The sequence below is a fragment of the Rhodococcus sp. C-2 genome, assembly GCF_027854095.1.
Taxonomy (GTDB): domain Bacteria; phylum Actinomycetota; class Actinomycetes; order Mycobacteriales; family Mycobacteriaceae; genus Rhodococcus_F; species Rhodococcus_F qingshengii.
The window spans coordinates 40,224-62,026 of record NZ_JAQGFI010000006.1 but is presented as its reverse complement, the minus strand read 5'-3'; the positions used below and the strand labels follow the sequence as shown (position 1 = coordinate 62,026).

Below are 21,803 nucleotides of genomic sequence, written 5' to 3'. Positions count from 1 at the left end.
CAGAATGCAGACCGGAAAGAAGACGGGGCGGCCGCCGACGTTGTCGACAACGGACATCGTCGAGGCCGCCCTGGCCGGTGATCTGAGTGAACTGACCATGCCGAGCGTGGCAAAGCGGCTGGGCGTCAGTCATTCTGCACTTTATCGCTACTTCGCAGACCGCGAAGCGCTGCTGCGTGCCTGCTCGGATCATGTTGTGCGTCAGACTGTATGGCCCGATACGAATCGTCCGTGGCGCGAATTCCTGAAGGATTTCTGCGACGTTCTGTGGTCCTCGTTCGAGCGCTATCCAGGTCTGGCCCAGGTCGGTCTCGCAGTTCCGGGCACGCCGCCGGCGATAATCGAGATCGTGGAGAAACTGGTCGGTTCGTTGACTGCGCAAGGCTTCACACCCCACGATGCGATATTGGCGGTGGACTTCATCTCCGAGGTGACCATGACGCAGTTCGCAATGATGGCGGCGATGGACAAGACCGTCAGCTCCGCCGATTCACGTTCCGCGCGACAGGCGTATCAGGAAAGTTGGAATGCATCGGAGTCGTTGATCGAGGGAATCGGCGACGAATCGACGTGGCACGGGCGAGGTTGGTTGGACGAGAAGATCACGATCATGCTCGACGGCCTGGAAAAGCGTGTTATCGGCTGACATTTCTACTAGCTTTGAGAGTAATGCCCGTTTCGGTTTGATACAGGCTAATGTGCACACATAGGACGGGTGGTTGCTGCACCGGGAGGCGGGGATCATGGATCTCGAAGCGATTGTTCTCATCCAAAGACTCAAGTACCGATACGCACGCGCCTTGGACACCAAATCGTGGGTCGAATTCGCCGACACTCTGACCGTCGACGCCACCGCGATCTACGGAGAACAACTCAGTTTCGATTCCCGAGATTCGTTCGTCTCCTTCCTCGAGAACACTCTCGGATCACACATCATCACCGAACATCAGTGCGGGCAACCCGAGATCGACGTCGACGGAGACACCGCAACCGGGATCTGGTGCCTCGCGGACACAGTGGTAATCCCCGAAGACGGCATGCTGCTTCGCGGATCGGCCTTCTATCACGACAGATACACCCGCTGCAGCGACGGTGAATGGCGAATCTCCCACACGAGCTACGAGCGGACCTGGGAATCGGTGGTGGCGCTCGCCGACATGCCGAGTTTCCGATTGACGTCCAACAAGTGGGCGCTGCTGCAGCAACCGTCGTTCGGCGACTCGGTCGTTCGCAACGTCTCCTGAGGTCGCCCGCGATTAGAGTCGGCTCATGGTTGATGCAGATTTTTCGCTGCCTGACGTACGGACGTGGATTCGCGGTATCCCCGCGCTGACCGGAACTCCGCCGCCCGCGCCCGAGTGTTTTCCGGAAAAGCCGGGGGAGTTGTTCCTCGACTGGCTCCGTGCGGCCGTGGCCTTCGGCGTCGTCGAGCCACACGTGTGTGCGCTCTCGACCGTGGACGGCGACGGTATGCCTGATTCTCGCTTCCTCATCCTCAAGGACGTGACCGAGGGTGGGTTCTGGTTCTCTGGTTCAGCTGCTTCGCCGAAAGGTGTTGAGCTGAAAGAAAATCCGCGAGCATCGCTCGCCTTCTACTGGCGCGAGACGGGTCAACAGATCCGGATTCGCGGAACGGTTCGCGAGGGCGACGACGCACTTCGACGCCGAGACTTCGTCGAACGCTCCGTCACCGCGCGAGCGGTGGCGACGGCAAGTAAGCAGAGCGAGGTGCTCGAAGACTTAGGGGCGTACGACGCGTCGGTGGCCGCTGCGGAAGCAAGCATCAGCGACGACCCAGGGTTCGTGTCGAAGGACTGGCGTGCGTGGTGCCTCGAGCCGGAGTCTGTCGAGTTCTGGCAGGCAGACTCCGGGCGTCGACATCAGCGGTGGTTGTACCGGCGCGGCTCGGACCGAGCATGGACACGAGCAGTGCTGTGGCCCTAAGGGGCAGCTGGGCCCAGATCAGCTCGCGCTGATCTCCGGCGATACGAGGTTGACGACGATCGACTGTCCGCCCAGCTTGGCGTGGATTTCGGGATGTTCGAACCCCGAGGACAACAGGTAGCTGCCGAGCATCGTGAGCAACTCGTCCAGATCCGTCGTGGGATCGGAGGAATGTGCGCTCGAGGGTGAGGCCTGATTTGCGATGAGTTCGGTGTGGGTGAGTCGACCGGCCACTCGAACGGCGGCTACGCCCATCGCGTCGCGACGTACGACGGTACGACTTCGAGTTTCGAGCGTCCTCGATGATTCGCGTGTTGAAGCTGGCACTGAAAGGTCCTCTCCGCTGCTGTGTGCGGCCGTGGTTCGGGCAGGAAGCGGAAACGTGAATGCATCGGATTGCTTGGGTGCGGTCGACAGAAAATCCGCTGTGGCGGTGGCACTGCTGGAACCGTTACCCGTGGAAAGGTTGCTCCCAGAACCATTGCTTGCAGAACCATTGCTTGCAGAACCATTACTTGCGGAACTATTGGCTCTCGATCCGTTGCCGGAACCGTTGGGGCCCGCTATTCCGTGAGAATTCTTGTCTTCCATTGTTTCGCTCCTGATGCCCGTAAACAGACCGCCGGTTTGCTTAATCGACGCAAACATACCAGGAGTTGGTTTACGGTCACACCCCTTGTGGAGTTCGGCGTTGAATGCGCAGCCACATTGCGAAGCCCCACAGGACGAAGAATGCATAGACCAGATAGAGGATCGCCGAAGGGTAATAGCCGGCTCGGAAAAGAAGGGGAACACCAACGGCGTCGACGCCGATCCAGATGAGCCAGAATTCGGTCCAGCCGCGCGCCATGCCGTATGTCGCGAGGATGGAGCCGGTGAAGATCCAGGCCTCCGCCCACGCTCCGTACGAGCCGAGGAGGTCGAAGATCCAGGCGAAAGCGATTGTGCCGCTGGTCATGACGGCGATCATGGCGACGCGCTCGCGAGTTGTCGCCCAATGGGGCAGGACTGCGCGACCGGAGTCGCGTGCCCCGCGTCGCCACTGAGTCCACCCGTAGACGCTGACGGTGATGAACAACAACTGACGGCCGGCCTGGCCGTAGAGATTGAGCTCTTGCGGCGTGTGGAAAAGTGCGCCCATGAACACCGTGAACAACAAGGCATTTCCGGCTATACCGACGGGCCACGCCCATACCGAGCGTCGCGCGCCCGCGATCGCGGAGCCGATTCCGAACGCGTTTCCGATGATCTCCCGCCAGAGAATCGTGGCGCTGCCGATGTGCAGTTCGGCGTCGAACAGCGCCTCGATCAGGCTCATCAGTCCGCAGCAGCGACGAGGGGTTCGAGCGTCAGATCCGGGAGTTCCTTCTGGATGTACTGCAGGCGCCACTTGTCACTGACCAGGGCGAGCAGAACACCGTCGGAACGGGTGAAGACCTCCACACCTCGTTGACGGTTCAGTTCGACCTCGGACGCGGCGTCGGTACGGCGAGCCAATGCGTAGCCGAGCGGTTCCATCTTGGCCTCGACGTTGAACTCGGCCTTCATGCGTGCTGCGACGACCTCGAACTGCATCGGGCCGACGGCCGCCATGACGGGGGAGGCGTCGCCGCGGATGTCGTTGCGGAGAATCTGGACGACGCCCTCGGAATCGAGTTGGTCGACAGCACGGCGGAACTGCTTGTACTTGCCGGCGCTTTCGGCGCGCAGGATCGAGAAGTGTTCCGGCGCGAACGACGGGATCGGCGGGAACTCCACCTTCTTCTCGGTGTACAGCGTGTGGCCGGGTGCGAGTGCGGTGGCGTTGACGAGGCCGACGACGTCGCCGGGGAACGCGGATTCGACGGTGGAACGTTCACGTCCGAACACCGTCTGGGCGTACTTGGTCGTGAAGGGCTTGCCGGTTTGGGCGTGTGTGACAACCATGCCGCGCTCGAACACGCCGGAGACGATGCGCATGAACGCCAGACGGTCGCGGTGCGCGGTGTCCATACCGGCCTGCACCTTGAAGACGACCGCACTGAACGGATCGGTGACCTCGCGCGGCTTGCCGCTGAGGTCTTCGCGCCCACGCGGCGGCGGCGCCAATTCGACGAGGGTGTCGAGGATCTGGCGGACGCCGAAGTTGAGCATCGCGGACGCGAAGATCACCGGGGAAGTCTGACCGGCGAGGAACATCTCCTGATCGTGGTCCTGGCCGGTAGCGGAGAGCAGTTCACTCTCCTCGGCCGCGGTCTCCCACTCGGAGCCTTCCTTGGCGAGCGCCGCGTCGGCGTCCATGACCTCTTCGGGGGCGATCTTCGCGCCGCCTGCGGTACGGGTGAAGCGGACGTACTCGCGAGCCTCACCGTCTTCACCGCGCCGCAGCAGTCCGCGGAAGTCGCCGGCGATGCCGACCGGCCAGTACAGGGGGGTGGGTGTGAGGCCGATCCGTTCGCTGATCTCGTCGAGCAGTTCGAGAGGAGTCTGACCGGGACGGTCCCACTTGTTGATGACGGTGATGACCGGAATGCCGCGGTGACGACACACCTGAAACAGCTTGAGCGTCTGCGGTTCGAGGCCCTTGGCAGCGTCGATGAGCATGACCGCCGCGTCGACGGCGGTCAGGACGCGGTACGTGTCCTCGGAGAAGTCGGAGTGACCGGGGGTGTCGACGAGGTTGATGACGTTGATCTGCTCGTCCGGGGTCTCGGACGAGTGGTAGTTGAACTGCAGTGCGGTGGAACTGACGGAAATGCCGCGGGCCTTCTCCATCTCCATCCAGTCCGAGACCGTCGACTTGCGGCCTGCCTTGCCGTGGACGGCTCCTGCCTCCGAGATCTTCTTCGCGTGCAGTGCCAGCGCTTCGGTCAGCGTCGACTTTCCGGCGTCGGGATGCGAGATGACGGCGAAGGTGCGGCGACGCTCTGCCTCGGCGGACAGGCCCTTGGTCGTCGTCGTGACCGCGACCGACCCGCTCTCGGTTGAATCGGGGCCTTCGGTGTCGGACTGGACAGTCGAGTCGGAAGGGACGGTCGAGTCGGACGGGGTAGTCAACGAAGAACCTCTCGAAGTGGGCGTCGGTGCCGGCGACGTGCCGGTGCGCGGACAGGTGGAGAGTGCGGCAGCACAACAGAGAAAGGATACTCGCAGACCACGATGCAATAGCCACTGCGGCGTAACACTCGGCGAACGATCGCTGATTATCCATGTATGTGTGTGTTCGAACACACAGCCATTTGTGTCCTGCGAAGAGTTGCACTGATCGAAGAGTGACACTGACCGAGGAGTTGCGTTGAGCAAGTTCACCGAAGAGATGTATGCGACCGCCGCAGTCACCGACCGCGGCCTGGTGACGGGAGAGCCGGACAACGCTTTCCGTCAGACCTGGGGCGACATCCACCAGGAGGCTAGGCGCATGGCCGGCGGCCTGGCCGAGGTCGGTATCGATCGCGGCGTCGCGATCGGCATTCTCGCCGGACAGCCCGTCGACATCGCACCTGCCTGCCAGGCGACGTGGATGCGCGGTGCGTCGGTGACGATGCTGCATCAGCCGACCCCCCGAACGGATCTGGGCGTCTGGGCTCAGGACACCGAGACTGTGATCGACATGATCTCCGCGAAAGCCGTCATTCTTGGTGCGCCCTTCGACGCGGCCAAGCCGCTCCTCGAAGAGCGTGGCATCACCGTCGTGACGGTGGACGAGCTTCGCAGCGGAACGTCGATCGATCCCGTGGAGACGGCCGAATCGGATATCGCACTCCAGCAGTTGACGTCCGGTTCCACCGGTTCGCCCAAGGCCGTGCAGATCACGCACGAGAACTTCTACACAAATGCCTACGCCATGATCAACCGCATCAAGTTCTCCATCGAAGACGACGTGATGGTGAGCTGGCTTCCGCTCTTCCACGACATGGGCATGGTCGGTTTTCTCACGGTTCCGATGCAGGTGGGCGCAGAGGTCATCAGCATCACGCCGATGGATTTCCTGCGCACCCCGGTGCTGTGGGCCGAACTGATGGGCAAGTACGGCGGAACCGTCACCGCCGCACCGAACTTCGCGTACTCGCTCTTGGCTCGTCGACTCGCACAGGCGGAAGACGGGGCAGTCGACCTGTCCAGCGTCCGATACATGTGGAACGGCGCCGAGCCGGTGGATCCCGACACGATGGATGCACTCGCCGAGGCAGGTGCGCGTTTCGGTTTGAACCCGACTGCGCTGGCGCCCGTGTACGGAATGGCGGAAACCACGCTCGCCGTGTCGATTCCGGATCCCGATCAAGGTCAGGTCCTCGACTACGTCGATCCAGACTTTCTCGAGTCGATGTCTCGAGCGGTGCCGTCCAATCGCCCCAACGCTCGTGCCCTCGCCACACTCGGCAAGATGGTGCCTGACCTCGAGGGACGCATCGTCGACCGTGACGGTCAGGTGCTTCCGGCCCGCGGTGTCGGAATCATCGAGGTTCGCGGCAAGGCAGTCACCCCCGGGTACGTCACGGTCGACGGACACAAGCCGGCCCAGGACGCCGACGGTTGGCTCGACACCGGTGACGTCGGGTACTTCACCGAGGAAGGACTGGTCGTGGTGTGCGGGCGAGTCAAGGACGTCATCATCATGGGCGGCCGGAACGTGTACCCCACAGACATCGAGCGGGCGGCCGGAACCGTTGCCGGTGTGCGTCCCGGAAATGCCGTCGCGATTCGTCTCGACGCCGGCCAGAAGCGTGAGAGCTTTGCAGTCGCCGTCGAGACCAACGCTTTCGAAGATCCGGAAGAGGTCAAGCGTATCGAACGCGAAGTGGTCCACGCCGTGGTTGCCGACGTCGGTGTCCGACCTCGCACCGTTGCGGTCCTGGGTCCCGGCAGTATCCCGAAGACGTCGTCGGGGAAGCTCCGCCGCGCCAATTCGGCTGCACTGCTGGGTAACTGACCGTCAGTGCAGGCGGTTCTGTGCGGCTTCCAACCCGAGTTCGAGCAGTAGCTCCACTGCATCCGCAGCCTCTTCGCATACGAGATCGAGTTCTTTTCGCTCCGTGGACGAGAACGGCTTGAGAACGTAGTCCGCCGGGTCCATGCGGCCCGGCGGACGACCGATCCCGACGCGCGTGCGCAGGTAGTCCTTGGTGGTCAACGAACTCGAAATGGACCGCAGGCCGTTGTGGCCGCCTTCGCCGCCGCCGAGTTTGAGTCTGATCGTCCCGAAATCGAGATCCAGTTCGTCGTGGACGACGATGATGTTCGCGGCGTCGACCGAGAAGAACCGCGCGAGACCGGCGACAGCGCCACCCGAGAGATTCATGTACGAGCGTGGTTTTCCGAGAATCACGCGTCGGCCGGCGAGGCGACCTTCGACGATTTCGGCACCACTCTTCTTGTGTACGTTGAACTTTCCGCCCATGCGCCCGGCAAGGGTGCCGGCGACCATGAAGCCGACGTTGTGCCGGGTCTTCTCGTACTGGGGGCCGGGATTACCCAGGCCGATGACGAGGGCGGTATCTGTGCTCAACGGACGCTACTTTCTGGCTTGATTTTTCCTGCTACGCACGAACGGCGCGTCACTCCGAATCGGAATGACGCGCCGCGCGCAGTGAGTTCTGTTGGAACCGAGAGGATCAGGCCTCTTCTGCAGCCTCGTCGGCGGCGGGAGCTTCTGCGCCCTCTTCGAGGTCTGCCTCGGTGGGTGCAGCAACGACGTTGACGATCAGGGTGTCGGCGTCAGCCTGCAGGGTCGAGCCCTTGGGCAGTTCGAGCTGGCTGGCCAGGATCTGGGTGCCGATCTCGAGACCCTCGACCGAAACCTCGATCTGCTCGGGGATGTGAAGCGCGTCGGCCTCGATGGAGATCGTGGATGCGTCCTGCGCGACCATCGTGCCTGCAGCAGCATCGCCGACGACGATGACGTTCACGTCGATCGTGACCTTCTCGCCCTTCTTGATGACGAGGAGGTCGGCGTGCTCGATGTAGTTGCGGATGGGGTGCACGACGACCGACTTGGTCAGTGCAACCTGCTCCGTGCCCTCGATGTCGAGGGTGAGGATGGCGTTGGTGCCGTGTGCACGGAGGATGGCGGCGAAGTCGCGAGCCGGCACGTTGAGGTGGCGGGGATCTTCACCGTGGCCGTACAGAACCGTGGGGACCTGGCCGTCACGACGTGCGCGGCGAGCTGCGCCCTTGCCGAATTCGGTGCGGACGACGGCGACGAGGTTGTTTTCTTCAGACATGATGAAACGGCTCCTACAACTCACGGGGTTCGTGCTCGGTTTACTGACGTGTGGTTTTGCCTGCGGCAAGGCGGACAGGCGCGCACACGGCCAGGAGCGAAACGCTCGAGCTGAGCCGTAGCCGCGTCGATCACGGTAAACCTGCAACGTGTGGAACTGCTGCGATTCACCCTCGCCGAGACAACTTTGGATACGTTACCGGAGTTTGCTCCCGGCCGCTAATCGCAGGTGGTGGGGACCTGGCCGTGTGGACGTGGTTCGCGTCACATCGAAAGCGGTAGCCTGACGGAGTGACCACCGTGGGGAACGCTCCCGAAGGCAGTCGGCTCGGTGCCGTCGTGCCGGGTACCGACCTGTCGCAGCATGCTCGCCTACTCAGTCGGGTGCACGACGCAGTTCTCTCCGGGCAGGAACCACCGGCGCAGCCGCGGACCGTCGTGGCGCGGTCGTGGTCGAGGGTGGCCGCCGGCGGGCTCACGCCGGATCACTGCGGTGCGTCTACTGTTGCCGATTTCTCCGAGTTGGAGGCGAGGCGTTCGCGTACCGCGCTGCGAAGCGTTCTGCCCGAACTGCGAACCACGCTCACCGAGGTCGCCGAGGACGCGGGCTTCATCGTGGTCGTTGCCGACGCCGACGGTGTCCTGCTCTGGCGCGAAGGGGCGAAGACCGTCAAACGTGCGGCGGACGCTCTCGGGTTCGCGGAAGGCGCACGCTGGTCGGAGCAGTCGGTGGGGACCAACGCGATAGGTACCGCGCTGATCGAAGACTCTGCGGTGCAACTCTTCTCGGCCGAGCACTATGCGCCCACGCATCACAATTGGTCGTGTACCGGCTCGCCCGTGCACGACCCACGGACGGGCGAGATCCTGGGCGTGGTGGACATCAGTGGATCCGCAGCTTCGGTTCATCCCACCACCGTCGCGCTGGTGCGCACCGCGGTTCGCCTCGCGGAGGCGACGCTGTGGCGCGAGCACGCAGCTTCGCTCGAGCGCCTGCGCTCGCGCGCGGCGCCGTTGTTCGCGGCAGGCACAGGTCCGGCATTGGTGGTCGACGAGTTCGGCTGGGTAGCCGGCGCCAGCGGGATTGCCGCGCCCGACCGTGTGGCAGCACCCAGTGCGGGAAAGCCCGTCATCGTGCCAGGTCTGGGGATGTGTCTGCCTGAGCCGCTCGGAGACGGCTGGCTGTTGCGCACCGGCGTCGGCGGGCCGTTGATCGAGCTGGAGCTGGCCCTCGGCGCATCGCCGCAGGTGACGGTGCGTGGTGACGCCAACTGGACGCGCGCGCTTTCGCCGCGTCACGCCCAGATCTTGCGGGCACTGGCAGCCGTCGGTTCGGCAGGTGTGGATGCCGCAGGCCTGAGCGAAGTGCTCTTCGGTGATCGCGAGCATGTCGTGGCAGTGCGCGCCGAGGTGTCCAGACTGAGGAAACACCTCGGCGCAGTCCTGCAGACTCAGCCGTACCGCTTTGCCGAGGGCGTGCGAGTTGTGGTGATCTAGCGCGCCGCGCTGATTCCGGCACGACGTCCGAAGAAGCTGCCGTCGCCGAGACTTGTCCCGCTGGCGTAACCGCCCGCACAGACACCGGACGTGCAGCGACCCGCTGCGAAAAGTCCGGGGATCGGCGCACCCGAGACGTGCAGAACCTCGGAATCGACGGTGGTCTTCAATCCTCCCAGCGTGAATCCGCCTGTGCGGCCACGGAGATCGATTGCCGCGAACGGGCCGACGATCGGCTTCACCCACTCGGACTTCTTGCCGAGCACCGGATCCGAACCTTCAGCCGCGTGCCGGTTGTAGAGGTCGACGGTGGATTGCAGCGATCCGGCGGGCAATCCCATCTCGCCTTCGAGTTCCTCGACGGTCTCCGCCACCCAGCTCGGCTGCGCCCGCAACTGTGCACTGGACGATTCGGCATTCATGCCTTCCTCGTACGCAGCTTCGTCGATCACGAGGAATGCCTGGTTGTCCTGCTGGAACAGCGTTGCCTGGCCGATGCGGCCGGGGTAGGTGTCCTCGGGGATGTATCGCTGACCGCGGCCGTTGACAAGAATGCCGCGCACCATCAACTGTGGGTCGCAGAAGAACGCGACCGCGGTGGCGTCCATGTGTGCGGTGTCGGCGCCGAGTGCCTGACCGATCTGGATTGCGCGGCCGTCGTGCGCCTCGATGGAGGCCGCCGGGTGGCCGAAGATACGCGGTGCGTTCGAGCGCACCATCTCGTTGTTGTACGCGAAGCTGCCCATCGCCAGCACGACGCCCTTGCGTGCGCGAATCGCGACGTCCTTGCCGTAACGCTTGGCGACGACGCCGACAACCCGATCGCCGTCTACCACCAGAGTTTGGACGCGCAGATCGTATTCTGCTCGGACACCGAGCTTCTCGGCCGTCTCGACGAGTGGCTTCATCAGCATGTAGCCGCCGCCCTTCTCGCCGGTGTTCTTCTCGGACATCTGCGGAACGTGTCCGCGGGGCGCGGGATCGACGAGGGTGTTGAACGGCGCGGCGTTCTCGCCTCCCGAGTACATGAGGCCGTCGTCGTACGGCGGTTCCCAGCCGGGCTGACCCCAGAACGATTCCTTGAACGGGACCCCGGCGTCGACGAGCCAGTTGTAGTGATCGACGCTGCCCTCGCAGTACGCGTCGATCTTCGTATCGTCGGTTCCGGGGCCGAGCGCTGCCTTCATGAACGTCTTCATGTTCTCGACCGAGTCCTCGAACCCGCACGCCTTCTGCAACGGCGTTCCACCGCCCAGGTAGATGAATCCACCAGCCAGTGACGCGGCTCCGCCCCAACCGCCCGTCCGCTCCAGGACGAGCACCTCGGCGCCGGCACGAGCTGCTTCGATCGCAGCGGTGACGCCGGCGATGCCGTATCCCGCGACGACGACGTCGGCCTCGTAGTCCCAGGTGGTGATGTCGGCAGCGGAGATCGGTCTGACGGTGGGGTCGGCCATGCGAATAGTCCTCTCGGAAGGCGAAACTGCTGATCACCCCACAGTTGCAGTTTCGACTTCCGCAGATCAGGCATGGTCCCGGTCAACGGGAGGTTTGCAAACTCCTCACCGCGCCCAGAAATGTGTCCAGGTCGGCTTCGTCGACGAAGTAGTGCGGCGATGCGCGAACCACGGCATCGAGCCCGCGGGCATCCATGTCGAGGAGGGTGGACCCGCGACCACTGACGGTGACGGTGATGTTCTGTGCTGCAAGCTGATCCCGAACCAGGTGCTCGGAAATACCGTCGACGGTGAAGGAAACGATGCCGCTCAGATGGGTTCCTCGATCGCGGACTTCGACTCCGGAAATCGCTGCCAGACCTTCCCTCAGCGTGACTGCTCGGGATTCGATCTGCTCCCACGCCGTGTCGGTGCCGATCGAGAGCAGATAGTCGGCGGCGACGCCGAGACCCAGGCGCGCCGCGACACTCGTTTCCCAGAGCTCGAATCGTGTTGCGTCCGGTGCGGGTACGAAGCTGTTCTCGCCGGTCCATTCCGCTCCGTGCAGGTCCATCGCAGCGGGTTCGAGTGCGTCGACGAGTCCGGGGCGGACGTACAGGAATCCGGTTCCGCGTGGCCCGCGGAGCCACTTGCGGCCGGTTGCGCTGAGGGCGTCGACGCCGAGTTCGGTGACGTCGATGGGCAATTGGCCGACGGACTGGCATGCGTCGAGCAGAACGAGCGAGCCGTGGGCCCTCGCGAGTTCGACGACCTCGCGGACGGGGTTGATCAGGCCGCCGTTGGTGGGGACGTGGACGACGGAGACGACGCGAACACGATCGTCGAGCATGTTCTCGAGTGCGTCGAGGTCGATGCGTCCGTACTGATCGCTCGGGATGATCTCGACGTGGGCACCGGTCGAACGCGCCCGCCCCAGTGCAGCGATGGCGTTGCTCGCGTATTCGACTCCGCTGATGAGAATTCGATCACCGGGTCCGAGCGGAACGGCAGCGAGGAAGTCGTTCCACGCGCGGGTCGCGCTGTCCGTCAAAGCGATATCGGTTGCCTGAGCACCGATGACCCGGGCCAGCGAATGGGGAACAGCAGCGAGGGCGCCGCTCTGACGAGCAGCTGCGACGTATCCGCCGACGTCGGCTTCACGTCGCAGGTGCTCGATCATCGTGGCCGGCACCGGCTCGGGCGGGAGCGAGGATCCCGCGCTGTCGAGGAACACCTTGTCAAGGCATCCGGGAGTGTCGCGGCGGATCGTGTCGAGATCGAACATGGCACCTTCCGTTCATGTCGGTGTGGTTCAAACTACCTGTGAACGAAGCTGTCCCGATGGAGCGAAGACTGGGCACGGCCGATGCCGTGGTGATCGGCCTCGGCGCGATGATCGGCGCCGGAGTCTTCGTGGTGTTCGCGCCCGCTGCCGCAGTAGCCGGTACCGGGTTGCTTGTGGGCCTGGCGATTGCAGCGTTCATCGCATTCTGCAACGCGACGTCGTCGGCGCAGCTTGCGGCCAGATACCCCACTTCAGGTGGGACCTACGTCTACGGACGTGAGCAGCTCGGACCCTGGTGGGGGTTTGCCGCCGGCTGGTCGTTCGTGATCGGGAAGACCGCGAGCTGCGCGGCAATGGCTCTGACTTTCGCGACGTATGTTGCGCCTACGGCCTGGCGTGTCCCCGTCGCGGTATTGGTGGTGGCAGCGCTGGTTGCAGTCAACTACCGCGGAGTCACGCGGACGGCGCACATGGCCAGGGTGATCGTCGCCGTGTCGACGACGGCGCTGTGTGTAGCGCTGGTGGTTGCCGTCGTCGGTCCTGGTGCGGTGCGCGAGTTCCCGGATCTCGCATTCGGGTCGTGGTACGGAATTCTGCAATCGGCGGGACTGCTGTTCTTTGCCTTCGCCGGGTACGCCAGGATCGCGACGCTGGGGGAGGAAGTGCGTGATCCGCGTCGAACGATTCCGCGGGCGATCCTGATCGCACTCACCGTCGCCGTCATCCTCTATGCGCTGGTAGCGGTGGTGCTGTTGGTGACGCTGGGACCTGATCGGCTGGCGAATTCGGCGCGACCACTGGCAGATGCGGTGGGCGCAGTCGGGTGGAGTTGGGCCGTTCCCGTAGTGGTGATCGGTGCCGCGGCGGCGTCGGCGGGGGCGCTGCTGGCTCTGATCGCCGGCGTGAGTCGTACGGCGATGGCGATGGCCCGCGAGCGCGATCTGCCAGTGGCCCTCGCTGCAGTCCATCCACGGTTCGGGGTCCCTCACCATGCGGAACTTGTGGTCGGTGCCGTTGTGATCGCCTTGGTCTCGACAACCGATCTTCGTGGGGTGATCGGCTTTTCGTCGTTCGGAGTGCTGCTCTACTACTTCGTCGCGAACGTGAGTGCGTACAGCCAACGCGGTGTGGACCGGATGTATCCGAAGTGGCTGCAAGCGGTCGGCGCGGCTGGTTGTGTCGTTCTGGTGGTCACACTTCCGTGGATCGCGGTTGTTTCCGGCGCAGGTGTGGTTCTGGCCGGTTGTGGGTACCGGTGGATACGACTGAAGAAATTCAACGACACGTAACACCACAAAGGGTGCATCTCGGACGTTGGCGTTCTATCGTCGGTAGCGACCGCGAAGACCGCCCGAAGGGGAAGTCGAATGGTGACAGCAGCGTTGACAGCAGCACAGACCACGCAGGTGGATTCACGTCCTGCGGCCGAGGCCTACGTCGGTGGTGTGTGCTTCAAACAGGGGCCACCCCGTTTGGTCGGAGCTGAGCTCGAATGGCTGACCAGCCAGGTTCCCGGTGGGGAGCGGCCGTCAGCAGCGACTCTGGCAAAGGCACTCGGGCGATACGCGCCCACCAGTATCGACCCGGATTCACCAGCGGTTCCGCTTCCTCGTGGCAGCCTCGTCACCGTAGAACCTGGCGGACAGATCGAACTCTCGTCAGCGCCGCGGACGTCCGCCCGAGAACTGTGTGACTGTCTCGACGAAGACCGTCGTACTCTCGAAACACTCCTCGCGTCGTACTCCATCGAAATCAGTTCTGCCGCGGCCGACGTCGCCCGCCCACCTTCCCGGATTCTCCGGTTGCCACGTTATTGCGCAATGGAATCCCGCTTCGCCGGGATAGGACCGTATGGCACCTTGATGATGTGCAATACAGCAGCAGTGCAGGTCAGTGTCGATGCCGGCGGCAGCCCGGAGTCCATTGCCCAGCGTTGGCGGCTCCTCGGGGACATGGGGCCGGCGCTCATCGCTGCGTTTGCGTGTTCTCCACGCTTGCAAGGGGTTCCGAGAGGGGATTGGGCGTCCCAACGCATGCGGACGTGGCTCGAACTCGATTCCTGGCGAACGGTCGCAGTCCCGGAAGTGCAGGACTACGCCGGCTGGGCGCTCGATGTTCCGCTGATGTGTGTGCGAAACGAGGGCGACGATTGGACGGCTCCGCGGGGTGCCACTTTCGGGGACTGGATAGACGGCGCTTTGGATGCCGAGATCGGACGCCGACCCGTCTGGGCGGACTTGGACTATCACCTGTCCACGCTGTTCCCGCCGGTTCGCGCTGTCGGCCATCTGGAGGTTCGCTACATCGATGCGCAGCCGGGGGATCTGTGGCGAGTACCGGTAGCAGCGATCGACGCGTTGCTGTCCGGGCCTGCCGTGATGCGTGAGGCGAGTGATGCCGCAGCGTCGACGGCCGGGAGATGGCGGGATGCGGCAGAGTACGGTTTGGACGACGTCGAACTGCGTTCGGCGGCAACCTCTCTGATGTCGCTTGCCGCGTCGTACGCGCCGGAGCCGCAGTTTGTCCGTCTTCTCGACGCGGCTGCCGAACGGTGTTGTCGCGCAATCGTGCCCGGTGAGAGCGACACATGACGGGGGAGATCACCAAGGAAGCGGTCGAGGCCGTACTTCTGCGAGCGCGTGAACGGTCGACGCTGCTCACCGACTGCGTCGACGATACCGAATTGGTCGCTCAGCATTCCCCGTTGATGAGTCCACTCGTGTGGGACCTGGCGCATATCGGCAATCAAGAGGAACTCTGGCTGGTGCGAGATGTCGGTGGCCGCGATCCGGTGCGTAGCGACATAGACGAGCTGTACGACGCGTTCAAGCATTCGAGATCGTCGAGACCCACACTTCCCCTGCTCAACCCGGCCGAGGCGCGCGAATACGTACGTACGGTTCGCGGGAAGGTCTGGGATGTGCTCGAAGCCAGCACCTTCGGGCGCACAGAACTCGACATGGACGGTTTTGCCTTCGGGATGATCGCGCAGCACGAGCAGCAACACGCCGAAACCATGCTCGCAACACACCAATTGCGTTCGGGACCCACGGCACTCGTTGCGACTCCCGCTCCGCAAGCGGCCCGCATGCCGGAACTCGACGAGGTCACCATCGCGGCCGGCCCCTTCGTCATGGGGACCGACGACGAACCGTGGGCACTCGACAACGAGCGCACTGCGCATCAGGTCTATCTCACCGACTTCGCGATCGACAGATTCCCGGTCACCAATGGGCAGTTCGTCGAATTCATCGAGGACGGCGGCTATTCCCGACCGGAACTGTGGTCCCGTGACGGTTGGCGGCATCGCGTCGACGCGAAACTCCGTGCACCGCTGTTCTGGGAACGCGACAGTTCGGGTTGGTGGCACGAGACTTTCGGCGTCGAGGCTCCGGTCCCACCGGACAAGCCCGTCGTGCATGTGAGCTTCTACGAAGCCGAGGCCTACGCGAGTTGGGCAGGCAAACGGCTTCCCACCGAGGCGGAATGGGAAAAGGCCGCGCGGTGGGATCCGGAATCCGGAAGATCGCGACGATTCCCGTGGGGGGACGTGTCCGCAGACGAGAATCATGCCAATCTCGGTCAGCGCCATCTCGGTCCCGCCGGCGTCGGCTCGTACCCGGCGGGTGCGTCGGCAGCGGGTGTCGAGCAGTTGATCGGTGACGTGTGGGAGTGGACGTCTTCGGGTTTCCATCCGTATCCGGGTTTCCGGGCCTTCCCGTATCGGGAGTATTCGGAGGTGTTCTTCGGCGGCGACTACAAAGTGTTGCGAGGGGGATCGTTCGGGACCGACAGCGTTGCCTGCCGGGGGACGTTCCGCAACTGGGACCACCCGATCAGGCGCCAAATCTTCTCGGGTTTTCGCTGCGCCAGAACGATTTCGGGTAGATCCTGACATGTGTCGGCACCTCGGGTATCTCGGGCCGCCGCGTTCGGTTCGTGAACTCCTCCACGACGGCGAGAACTCACTGATGCGACAGTCGTGGGCACCTCGCGAGATGCGTGGCGGCGGGACCATCAATGCCGACGGATTCGGCGCGGTGTGGTGGAACGGTGGAAGGCAGGGACGGTACCGCAGTATCTCGCCGATCTGGTCGGACCCGACAGTCGACGAGACGTTGTCCCACATCATTTCCGGATCCGTTCTCGCCGCCGTACGTTCCGCGACGGAGGGGATGGCCGTCGAGATCGGTGCCTGCGCACCGTTCGTCGACGGAACCTACGCTTTCAGCCACAACGGAGCGGTATCCGGTTGGCCTGGCTCACTCGCCGACTTGGCAGCAGAAGTTCCGGCCGTCGAATTGCTGAAGATGCCCGCGCCGACGGATGCTGCCTTGTTGTGGACAGTGCTTCGGCATCGGTTGAAGTCGAGGCCCGCGGAAGCCGCCGTGACGAGCCTGGTTCACGATGTGGCTGCGGCGGCACCGGATTCACGATTGAACCTCCTGTTCGGCGACGGGCAGGAACTGTGGGCCACGGCGTGGGGCCACACGTTGTACACGCGGGTCGACGAGTCGCGGGCACTGATCGTTTCCGAACCGTCCGATCGTTCGCCGGACTGGGAGCAGGTGCCGGACCGGCACATCGTCTGCGCGCGTCCCGGCCATTTGATCATCACCCCGATACCGATGGGAGAACAATGAAAACCCCTACGCTCGAGGTTTATCTGACACCGGCCGAATCGGTCGACGCATTGCGAGCCGAGGCCAGGGAGGGCTTGACCGCTACGCCGAAGTGGCTCTCGCCCAAATGGTTCTACGACGCGCGTGGAAGTGAACTGTTCGAGGAGATCACGGCCTTACCCGAGTATTACCCCACCCGTACCGAACGCGGCCTGCTAGCTCGGTACGCCGACGAGATCGCGGCGTTGACCGAACCCGAGATCCTGATCGAACTGGGTTCAGGTTCCTCTGAGAAGACGCGGTTACTCCTCGACGCGATGACGGCTCGCGGAACTCTGCGAACGTATGTACCACAGGATGTTTCGGTGACTGCCCTCGAAGGTGCGGCGCAGCAAGTCGGTGCCGAGTTTCCCGGAATCGACGTGGTAGGGGTGGTCAGTGACTTCACCGGTTCGCTGCATCATCTACCCGGGGGTGGACGGCGCGCGGTCGCTTTTCTCGGTGGAACTCTCGGCAATCTCATTCCGGCAGAACGCGCCGAGTTCCTCTCGGGCATTGCAGCGGTGCTCGATCCCGGTGAGAACCTGATCCTGGGCGTGGGATTGGTGATCGATCCCGCAGTCCTCGTGCCCGCCTACGACGACGCTGCCGGTGTGACTGCTCAGTTCAATCTCAATGTTCTCTCGGTCCTGAACAAGCAACTGGGAGCGAACTTTCCCTTGGAGGACTTCCGTCACGTCGCGCTCTGGGATGCCGAGAACGAGTGGATCGAGATGCGCCTGGAAGCACTTCGTGAAGTCTCGGTGCACATCGACGACCTGGATCTGGAGATCACCTTCGCAGCGGGCGAGCAGCTGCGCACCGAGATCTCGGCGAAGTTCACCGAGGAGGGGATTGCCGCGGAACTCGCGTCCGCGGGCTTCGGGGTACGGAAGGTGTGGACGGATCAGGATCAGCGCTTCGCGTTGTTGTGCGCGCAGCGGGCGTGAGCGTTCACTAATCGACTCGAAACGCGGGTTTCCGCGTCTGGGAACGACTTCTGTGCGCTCGGTTCCGGCAGCGCAGACCGATTTGTCTGTTTATAGTGAGGCGCAGAACGGTTTCCGACCCGAGGAGAACGCGTGCGTCATCCGAAGCTCGCCGCATTGACCGTGGCCCTGACTGCAGTACTGGTGATGCCGGTAACGCAGAGCGTGGCTCAACCATTCCCCTTCGACCCCGGCAGTTTCGGCAACGGAAGCACCGGATCGTTGGGGAGCGACGACCCGGACATACCCATCGAGGACACCCTCCCGCAGTTGTCGGTCACCACACTGGTCGACGGACTCGACCACCCCTGGGACGTGGTGGCGGCCCCGGACGGTGCAATCCTGACCGGACAACGATCCGGCGGATTCTTCGTTCGCCGAGGCGACAACACGACAGGTCCAGTCGCTGCTGACCTTTCGGATCTCTACGCGCAGTCCGAAACCGGCCTCATGGGTATCGCGCTTGCCCGCGACTTCGCTCAGTCGCGCACCCTCTACACCTGCCAGGGATTCAGCGCTGGGGGAGTCACGGACGTTCGAGTGATCGCGTGGACCGTCGACGCCGGATGGACCGCACTCACGCGAACCGGAACTGTATTGCCAGGAATCCCGGTCTCGTCCGGGCGTCACGGGGGTTGCCGAATTCTTGCGGCGCAGGACGGAACGCTGTTCGTCGGGACGGGTGACACCGCGACGCCGAGCGTCCCCCAGGATCCGAATTCGCTGGGCGGCAAGGTCTTGCACATCAACGCCGACGGAACTCCGGCGGCGGGGAATCCGAATGCTTCCAGCCCGGTCTACACGCTCGGGCACCGCAACGTCCAAGGCTTGGCCGTGCAACCCGGAACCGGCCGGGTGTACTCGGTTGAACAGGGCACAAGCGTCGACGACGAAGTCAACCTGCTTACCCCCGGCGGAAATTACGGCTACCGCCCGGATCGGCTTCCCGGAACGTACGACGAATCCGTGCCGATGACCGATCCCGTGCGAGTGCCGGGAGCGATTGCGGCGGTGTGGCGTTCGGGTAGCTCGACGTTGGCTACCGCCAGCGCTGCCTTCACCGGTGGAGCTGCATGGGGTGCCTGGGACGGTGCGCTCGTAATGGGTGGCCTCAAGAGCAAGGAACTGATCTTCCTCCGCCTGAGTGCCGACGGACGCTCGGTCGACGCGCAGACCTTCGGGTTGGAGAACCAGTTCGGTCGCTTGCGGTCGGTGACCCCGACGCCCGACGGCTCGCTCCTGGTGACCACCGACAACGGCGCCGGCGACAAGGTGCTGCGGGTGACGCCTACGCCCTGATCTTCAGTACCAGGCGATGACCCGGCACGGACCACCCGAACCACCCGCATGCGTCGGCGCTCCCACCATCACCGTGGCGCCGACGGCCGGAAGTGCGGACAGATTTGCGAGGGCTTCGACTGCGTACTTTCCTGAGCCCAAAGCGCTTCGGTGAGCCCCGTGGGTGGTGCTTCGGCCCGCGTCGATGCTGAGGGTGTCCGAGCCCACGGCGACGATGTTGCGCTCGCGGACGAGAAAGTCGATCGCCTCGGGGTTGAATCCCGGTGTGTGTTGCACGCCGAGTGCATCTCGATTCGTGAAGGCGCCACCGGCACCGGCCCGGGTATCCCAACCCGAGTTCATCGCAACCAGGCTGCGGGGAGCGATGGTCCCGTGGAGGGACTCCCAATCGAGGATGTCCTGGCGGGTGAGCAGTGTGTCGGGGTCGACGGAGGCTCGGGCACTGATGTCGACGACCGCAATCGGCACGACGAGGTCGGCGACGGGAATCTTCTCGACGGTGATTCCGTCCGCACTGGCGTGTGCGGGAGCGTCGATGTGAGTACCAGTGTGTTCTTCGAGGCGGAGTTCGTTGAGGTAGAAGTTTCCACCTGACCCGGCGGAGCCGAGCGAGCCCAGAGATCCGGCGGCGTCGGCGATCTTCGCCAGGTTCCTCATCTCGAACGAGCGCGCGCCCGGCCACACCGGGAACTCCGGCGTCAGTACGTGGGTCAGATCGACGATGGTCCGACCCGATGGCGTTGCCGACGCAGTGGGCTGTACAGCGCCGGCCATGACGGTCGCGCCGAGGGCACCGGTGCCCAGCGCCGCGAACATCGATCGACGGCTGATCTTCCTGCCTTCGCGTCCTATCGATTCGTAGACCTCCGACAAGACCTTCGGTGAGCACATCAGAAACTCCAGATCACTGGGATCAACACCGTTGCAACTATCAGGAACCACAACAACATCGGGAGTCCGAGCTTCCAGTAGTCGCCGAACTTGTAACCACCAGGGCCCATCACCATCATGTTCGCGGGAGTGGCTACAGGCGTCAGGAAGGAGGCCGCGGCAGCGACGGTGACCGTCATCAGAAGGGGCAGCACCGAGATGTCGAGTTCGATGGCGACCGAGATCGCGATCGGCGTGATGATCAACGCGGTTGCAGTGTTGCTGATCAGCTGGCCCAGAGTCGCCGTCACGACGAAGAGTCCAGCGACGACGACATACGGGCTTGCCCCACCGACGACGTCGACAAACGCATGCGCGAGCTTTTCGGCCGCGCCGGTCTGCTGGATTGCGGTCGACAGCGGGATCATTCCGCCGACGAGAATCAACGTGGTCCACGAGATGGACCGATGCGCCTGCTCGACGCTGATGACTCGTAGCAGCACCATCGCACATGCCGCGAGGAGTCCGGCTATCGCGGACGGCACCAATCCGAACGTCAGCATCACTACCATCGCCGCAACGACGACGAGAGCGATGACCGCGCGGGTTCCCAACGGGGCTGCCTGCTTACGGATCTGGGCAGGCGCGTCGACCACGAGGACGTTCGGATCGACGGCGGTGTGGGTGTCGAGATCGTCCCAGCTTCCTTGCAGGAGAAGCGTGTCACCGGCCGCCAACTTGACGCCCTTGGGGCCGCAGTCCTCACCGGCGCGCTGGACTGCGAGTATCACCAGATCTCCACTGTCGGTCACCATGCCCGGAAAAGCCCTGTCGCCGATCATTTCCGAGCGCGGCGGGATGATCACTTCGACCACGCCGTCGTGCTTGGTGATCAAGGGCTCTGCGGACGGCGCATCCTTTCCCATGAGCTGATACTGCTTCGCGAGGGTCTTGGCATGCCGGCTCAGGTCAGGCGACATCGACGTCCCCGCACGATGGGGGAGGACGTGAGGACCGAGAAGTACGGCGATCGCAATCGTTCCCAATACGAGCGGCGCACCGACCAAGGTGAAACTGAAGAACCCGAAAGCACCGGCCCCGGATTCCTCGGCGGCTTCGGAAACGATGATGTTGACCGGTGTTCCGGTCAAGGTGAGCATCGATCCGGCATGGGCGGCAAATGCCAACGGCAGAAGCAGTTGTGACGTCGATTTACCGAGACGTACCGCCAAGACGACCACCATCGGTACCAACGCGGCTACGGCCCCGTTGACGCTGATCAATGCGGTCAACGCGGCAACCAGCAACATGATCGCACTCACGAGACGGACTCGGGATTCGCCGACTTTCGCCAGCAGTTTCTCGCCCGCCCACGTGGTGACACCGGTGGCGTCGAGGGCTTCGCTGACGACAAAAAGCGCGGCGATGAACACCACCGTGGGATCGCCGAATCCGGCGAGCGCCTGCTCCATCGTGATCACACCGGTGGCGTACAGCGCCAGGGCAGTGCCGATCGCGATGATGCCGACCGGGATTCGGCCGATCACGAACAGCGCCACGACCAGTGCAAGCACGACGAAAGTGATGGTGATGTCATTCACGATTCGTAAAGGTACCTGCTCA

General features: G+C 63.7%; 20 protein-coding genes. 11 read left to right on the top strand and 9 right to left on the bottom strand.

Going from position 1 to position 21,803, the window contains the following annotated elements:
- Nucleotides 1–4: 4 nt before the first annotated feature.
- The 3 genes from PCS43_RS14120 (at nt 5) to PCS43_RS14110 (ending at nt 1,944) form a co-directional block, all read left to right on the top strand.
- A complete protein-coding gene (locus tag PCS43_RS14120; protein WP_235867843.1) occupies nt 5–646 on the top strand; it encodes a TetR/AcrR family transcriptional regulator in 642 nt (213 codons plus the stop codon).
- Nucleotides 647–743: 97 nt separating this feature from the next.
- On the top strand, nt 744–1,244 hold the full coding sequence (locus PCS43_RS14115) for a nuclear transport factor 2 family protein (RefSeq protein ID WP_003946235.1): 501 nt from the start codon (nt 744–746) through the stop codon (nt 1,242–1,244).
- 25 nt (nt 1,245–1,269) lie between these two features.
- Nucleotides 1,270–1,944 carry a pyridoxine/pyridoxamine 5'-phosphate oxidase gene (locus PCS43_RS14110; protein ID WP_209909549.1) on the top strand — a complete coding sequence of 225 codons (675 nt, stop codon included), beginning with the start codon at nt 1,270–1,272 and terminating at the stop codon, nt 1,942–1,944.
- Between the two features lie 18 nt (nt 1,945–1,962).
- On the opposite strand, the gene PCS43_RS33455 is transcribed toward PCS43_RS14110, so the two are convergent.
- The 3 genes from PCS43_RS33455 to PCS43_RS14095 form a co-directional block, all read right to left on the bottom strand.
- Nucleotides 1,963–2,271, bottom strand: coding sequence for a hypothetical protein (locus PCS43_RS33455; protein ID WP_306669658.1), 309 nt, complete (start codon nt 2,269–2,271; stop codon nt 1,963–1,965).
- Between the two features lie 340 nt (nt 2,272–2,611).
- Entirely contained in the window at nt 2,612–3,262 is a 651-nt protein-coding gene (gene pnuC, locus PCS43_RS14100; RefSeq protein ID WP_050654516.1) for a nicotinamide riboside transporter PnuC, read from the bottom strand.
- On the bottom strand, nt 3,262–4,866 hold the full coding sequence (locus tag PCS43_RS14095) for a peptide chain release factor 3 (RefSeq protein WP_135000451.1): 1,605 nt from the start codon (nt 4,864–4,866) through the stop codon (nt 3,262–3,264). Before PCS43_RS14095 ends, pnuC begins: the two co-directional genes overlap by 1 nt.
- Before the next feature lie 352 nt (nt 4,867–5,218).
- Between PCS43_RS14095 and PCS43_RS14090 the strand changes: the two genes are divergently transcribed.
- Nucleotides 5,219–6,853: a fatty acyl-AMP ligase gene (locus tag PCS43_RS14090; protein WP_209909546.1), complete on the top strand. Its 1,635-nt coding sequence runs from the start codon at nt 5,219–5,221 to the stop codon at nt 6,851–6,853.
- Between the two features lie 3 nt (nt 6,854–6,856).
- On the opposite strand, the gene pth is transcribed toward PCS43_RS14090, so the two are convergent.
- Together pth and PCS43_RS14080 are read right to left on the bottom strand one after the other, a co-directional pair.
- Nucleotides 6,857–7,429 carry an aminoacyl-tRNA hydrolase gene (gene pth, locus PCS43_RS14085; RefSeq protein ID WP_003946229.1) on the bottom strand — a complete coding sequence of 191 codons (573 nt, stop codon included), beginning with the start codon at nt 7,427–7,429 and terminating at the stop codon, nt 6,857–6,859.
- Between the two features lie 106 nt (nt 7,430–7,535).
- Nucleotides 7,536–8,144, bottom strand: coding sequence for a 50S ribosomal protein L25/general stress protein Ctc (locus PCS43_RS14080; RefSeq protein ID WP_003946242.1), 609 nt, complete (start codon nt 8,142–8,144; stop codon nt 7,536–7,538).
- Between the two features lie 290 nt (nt 8,145–8,434).
- Here PCS43_RS14080 and PCS43_RS14075 point away from each other — a divergent pair, with 290 nt between their 5' ends.
- On the top strand, nt 8,435–9,640 hold the full coding sequence (locus PCS43_RS14075; protein WP_042448934.1) for a GAF domain-containing protein: 1,206 nt from the start codon (nt 8,435–8,437) through the stop codon (nt 9,638–9,640).
- Here the strand turns inward: PCS43_RS14075 and PCS43_RS14070 are convergent.
- Together PCS43_RS14070 and PCS43_RS14065 are read right to left on the bottom strand one after the other, a co-directional pair.
- Entirely contained in the window at nt 9,637–11,097 is a 1,461-nt protein-coding gene (locus PCS43_RS14070) for an FAD-dependent oxidoreductase (RefSeq protein WP_209909543.1), read from the bottom strand. The genes PCS43_RS14075 and PCS43_RS14070 overlap by 4 nt on opposite strands.
- Before the next feature lie 82 nt (nt 11,098–11,179).
- The gene (locus PCS43_RS14065) at nt 11,180–12,361 is read right to left on the bottom strand and encodes an aminotransferase class V-fold PLP-dependent enzyme (protein WP_050654520.1); all 1,182 of its coding nucleotides are present in this window, start codon (nt 12,359–12,361) and stop codon (nt 11,180–11,182) included.
- 14 nt (nt 12,362–12,375) lie between these two features.
- On the opposite strand from PCS43_RS14065, the gene PCS43_RS14060 reads away from it, so the two are divergent.
- From PCS43_RS14060 to PCS43_RS14035, 6 genes are all read left to right on the top strand, one after another.
- Nucleotides 12,376–13,650: an APC family permease gene (locus PCS43_RS14060; RefSeq protein WP_042448927.1), complete on the top strand. Its 1,275-nt coding sequence runs from the start codon at nt 12,376–12,378 to the stop codon at nt 13,648–13,650.
- A 78-nt stretch (nt 13,651–13,728) separates the two neighbouring features.
- Nucleotides 13,729–14,952 carry an ergothioneine biosynthesis glutamate--cysteine ligase EgtA gene (gene egtA / locus PCS43_RS14055; RefSeq protein ID WP_050654522.1) on the top strand — a complete coding sequence of 408 codons (1,224 nt, stop codon included), beginning with the start codon at nt 13,729–13,731 and terminating at the stop codon, nt 14,950–14,952.
- Nucleotides 14,949–16,256: an ergothioneine biosynthesis protein EgtB gene (egtB, locus tag PCS43_RS14050; RefSeq protein ID WP_054782048.1), complete on the top strand. Its 1,308-nt coding sequence runs from the start codon at nt 14,949–14,951 to the stop codon at nt 16,254–16,256. Before egtA ends, egtB begins: the two co-directional genes overlap by 4 nt.
- 1 nt (nt 16,257) lies before the next feature.
- Nucleotides 16,258–17,004 (top strand): ergothioneine biosynthesis protein EgtC, encoded by a 747-nt coding sequence (egtC, locus tag PCS43_RS14045; RefSeq protein ID WP_209909540.1) that lies wholly within the window; start codon nt 16,258–16,260, stop codon nt 17,002–17,004.
- Nucleotides 17,001–17,972 carry an L-histidine N(alpha)-methyltransferase gene (gene egtD / locus PCS43_RS14040; RefSeq protein ID WP_054188783.1) on the top strand — a complete coding sequence of 324 codons (972 nt, stop codon included), beginning with the start codon at nt 17,001–17,003 and terminating at the stop codon, nt 17,970–17,972. The genes egtC and egtD overlap by 4 nt, the downstream gene beginning before the upstream one ends.
- A 132-nt stretch (nt 17,973–18,104) precedes the next feature.
- Nucleotides 18,105–19,310 (top strand): PQQ-dependent sugar dehydrogenase, encoded by a 1,206-nt coding sequence (locus PCS43_RS14035; RefSeq protein ID WP_047270295.1) that lies wholly within the window; start codon nt 18,105–18,107, stop codon nt 19,308–19,310.
- Nucleotides 19,311–19,313: 3 nt separating this feature from the next.
- Here PCS43_RS14035 and PCS43_RS14030 read toward each other — a convergent pair whose 3' ends face one another.
- Nucleotides 19,314–20,201, bottom strand: coding sequence for a cyclase family protein (locus PCS43_RS14030; RefSeq protein WP_081558201.1), 888 nt, complete (start codon nt 20,199–20,201; stop codon nt 19,314–19,316).
- Entirely contained in the window at nt 20,201–21,781 is a 1,581-nt protein-coding gene (locus tag PCS43_RS14025; protein ID WP_007728891.1) for an SLC13 family permease, read from the bottom strand. Before PCS43_RS14025 ends, PCS43_RS14030 begins: the two co-directional genes overlap by 1 nt.
- Between the last annotated feature and the right edge of the window lie 22 nt (nt 21,782–21,803).

What these genes read in the sequence shown, in the direction of transcription:
- PCS43_RS14115 (WP_003946235.1), top strand. Translation starts at nt 744, where the DNA reads ATGGATCTCGAAGCGATTGTTCTCATCCAAAGACTCAAGTACCGATAC.
- PCS43_RS14110 (WP_209909549.1), top strand. Translation starts at nt 1,270, where the DNA reads ATGGTTGATGCAGATTTTTCGCTGCCTGACGTACGGACGTGGATTCGC.
- PCS43_RS14080 (WP_003946242.1), bottom strand. Translation starts at nt 8,144, where the DNA reads ATGTCTGAAGAAAACAACCTCGTCGCCGTCGTCCGCACCGAATTCGGC.
- PCS43_RS14060 (WP_042448927.1), top strand. Translation starts at nt 12,376, where the DNA reads ATGTCGGTGTGGTTCAAACTACCTGTGAACGAAGCTGTCCCGATGGAG.
- PCS43_RS14070 (WP_209909543.1), bottom strand. Translation starts at nt 11,097, where the DNA reads ATGGCCGACCCCACCGTCAGACCGATCTCCGCTGCCGACATCACCACC.
- pnuC (WP_050654516.1), bottom strand. Translation starts at nt 3,262, where the DNA reads ATGAGCCTGATCGAGGCGCTGTTCGACGCCGAACTGCACATCGGCAGC.
- egtD (WP_054188783.1), top strand. Translation starts at nt 17,001, where the DNA reads ATGAAAACCCCTACGCTCGAGGTTTATCTGACACCGGCCGAATCGGTC.
- egtA (WP_050654522.1), top strand. Translation starts at nt 13,729, where the DNA reads ATGGTGACAGCAGCGTTGACAGCAGCACAGACCACGCAGGTGGATTCA.
- PCS43_RS14030 (WP_081558201.1), bottom strand. Translation starts at nt 20,201, where the DNA reads ATGTGCTCACCGAAGGTCTTGTCGGAGGTCTACGAATCGATAGGACGC.
- egtC (WP_209909540.1), top strand. Translation starts at nt 16,258, where the DNA reads ATGTGTCGGCACCTCGGGTATCTCGGGCCGCCGCGTTCGGTTCGTGAA.
- PCS43_RS14120 (WP_235867843.1), top strand. Translation starts at nt 5, where the DNA reads ATGCAGACCGGAAAGAAGACGGGGCGGCCGCCGACGTTGTCGACAACG.
- egtB (WP_054782048.1), top strand. Translation starts at nt 14,949, where the DNA reads ATGACGGGGGAGATCACCAAGGAAGCGGTCGAGGCCGTACTTCTGCGA.
- PCS43_RS14065 (WP_050654520.1), bottom strand. Translation starts at nt 12,361, where the DNA reads ATGTTCGATCTCGACACGATCCGCCGCGACACTCCCGGATGCCTTGAC.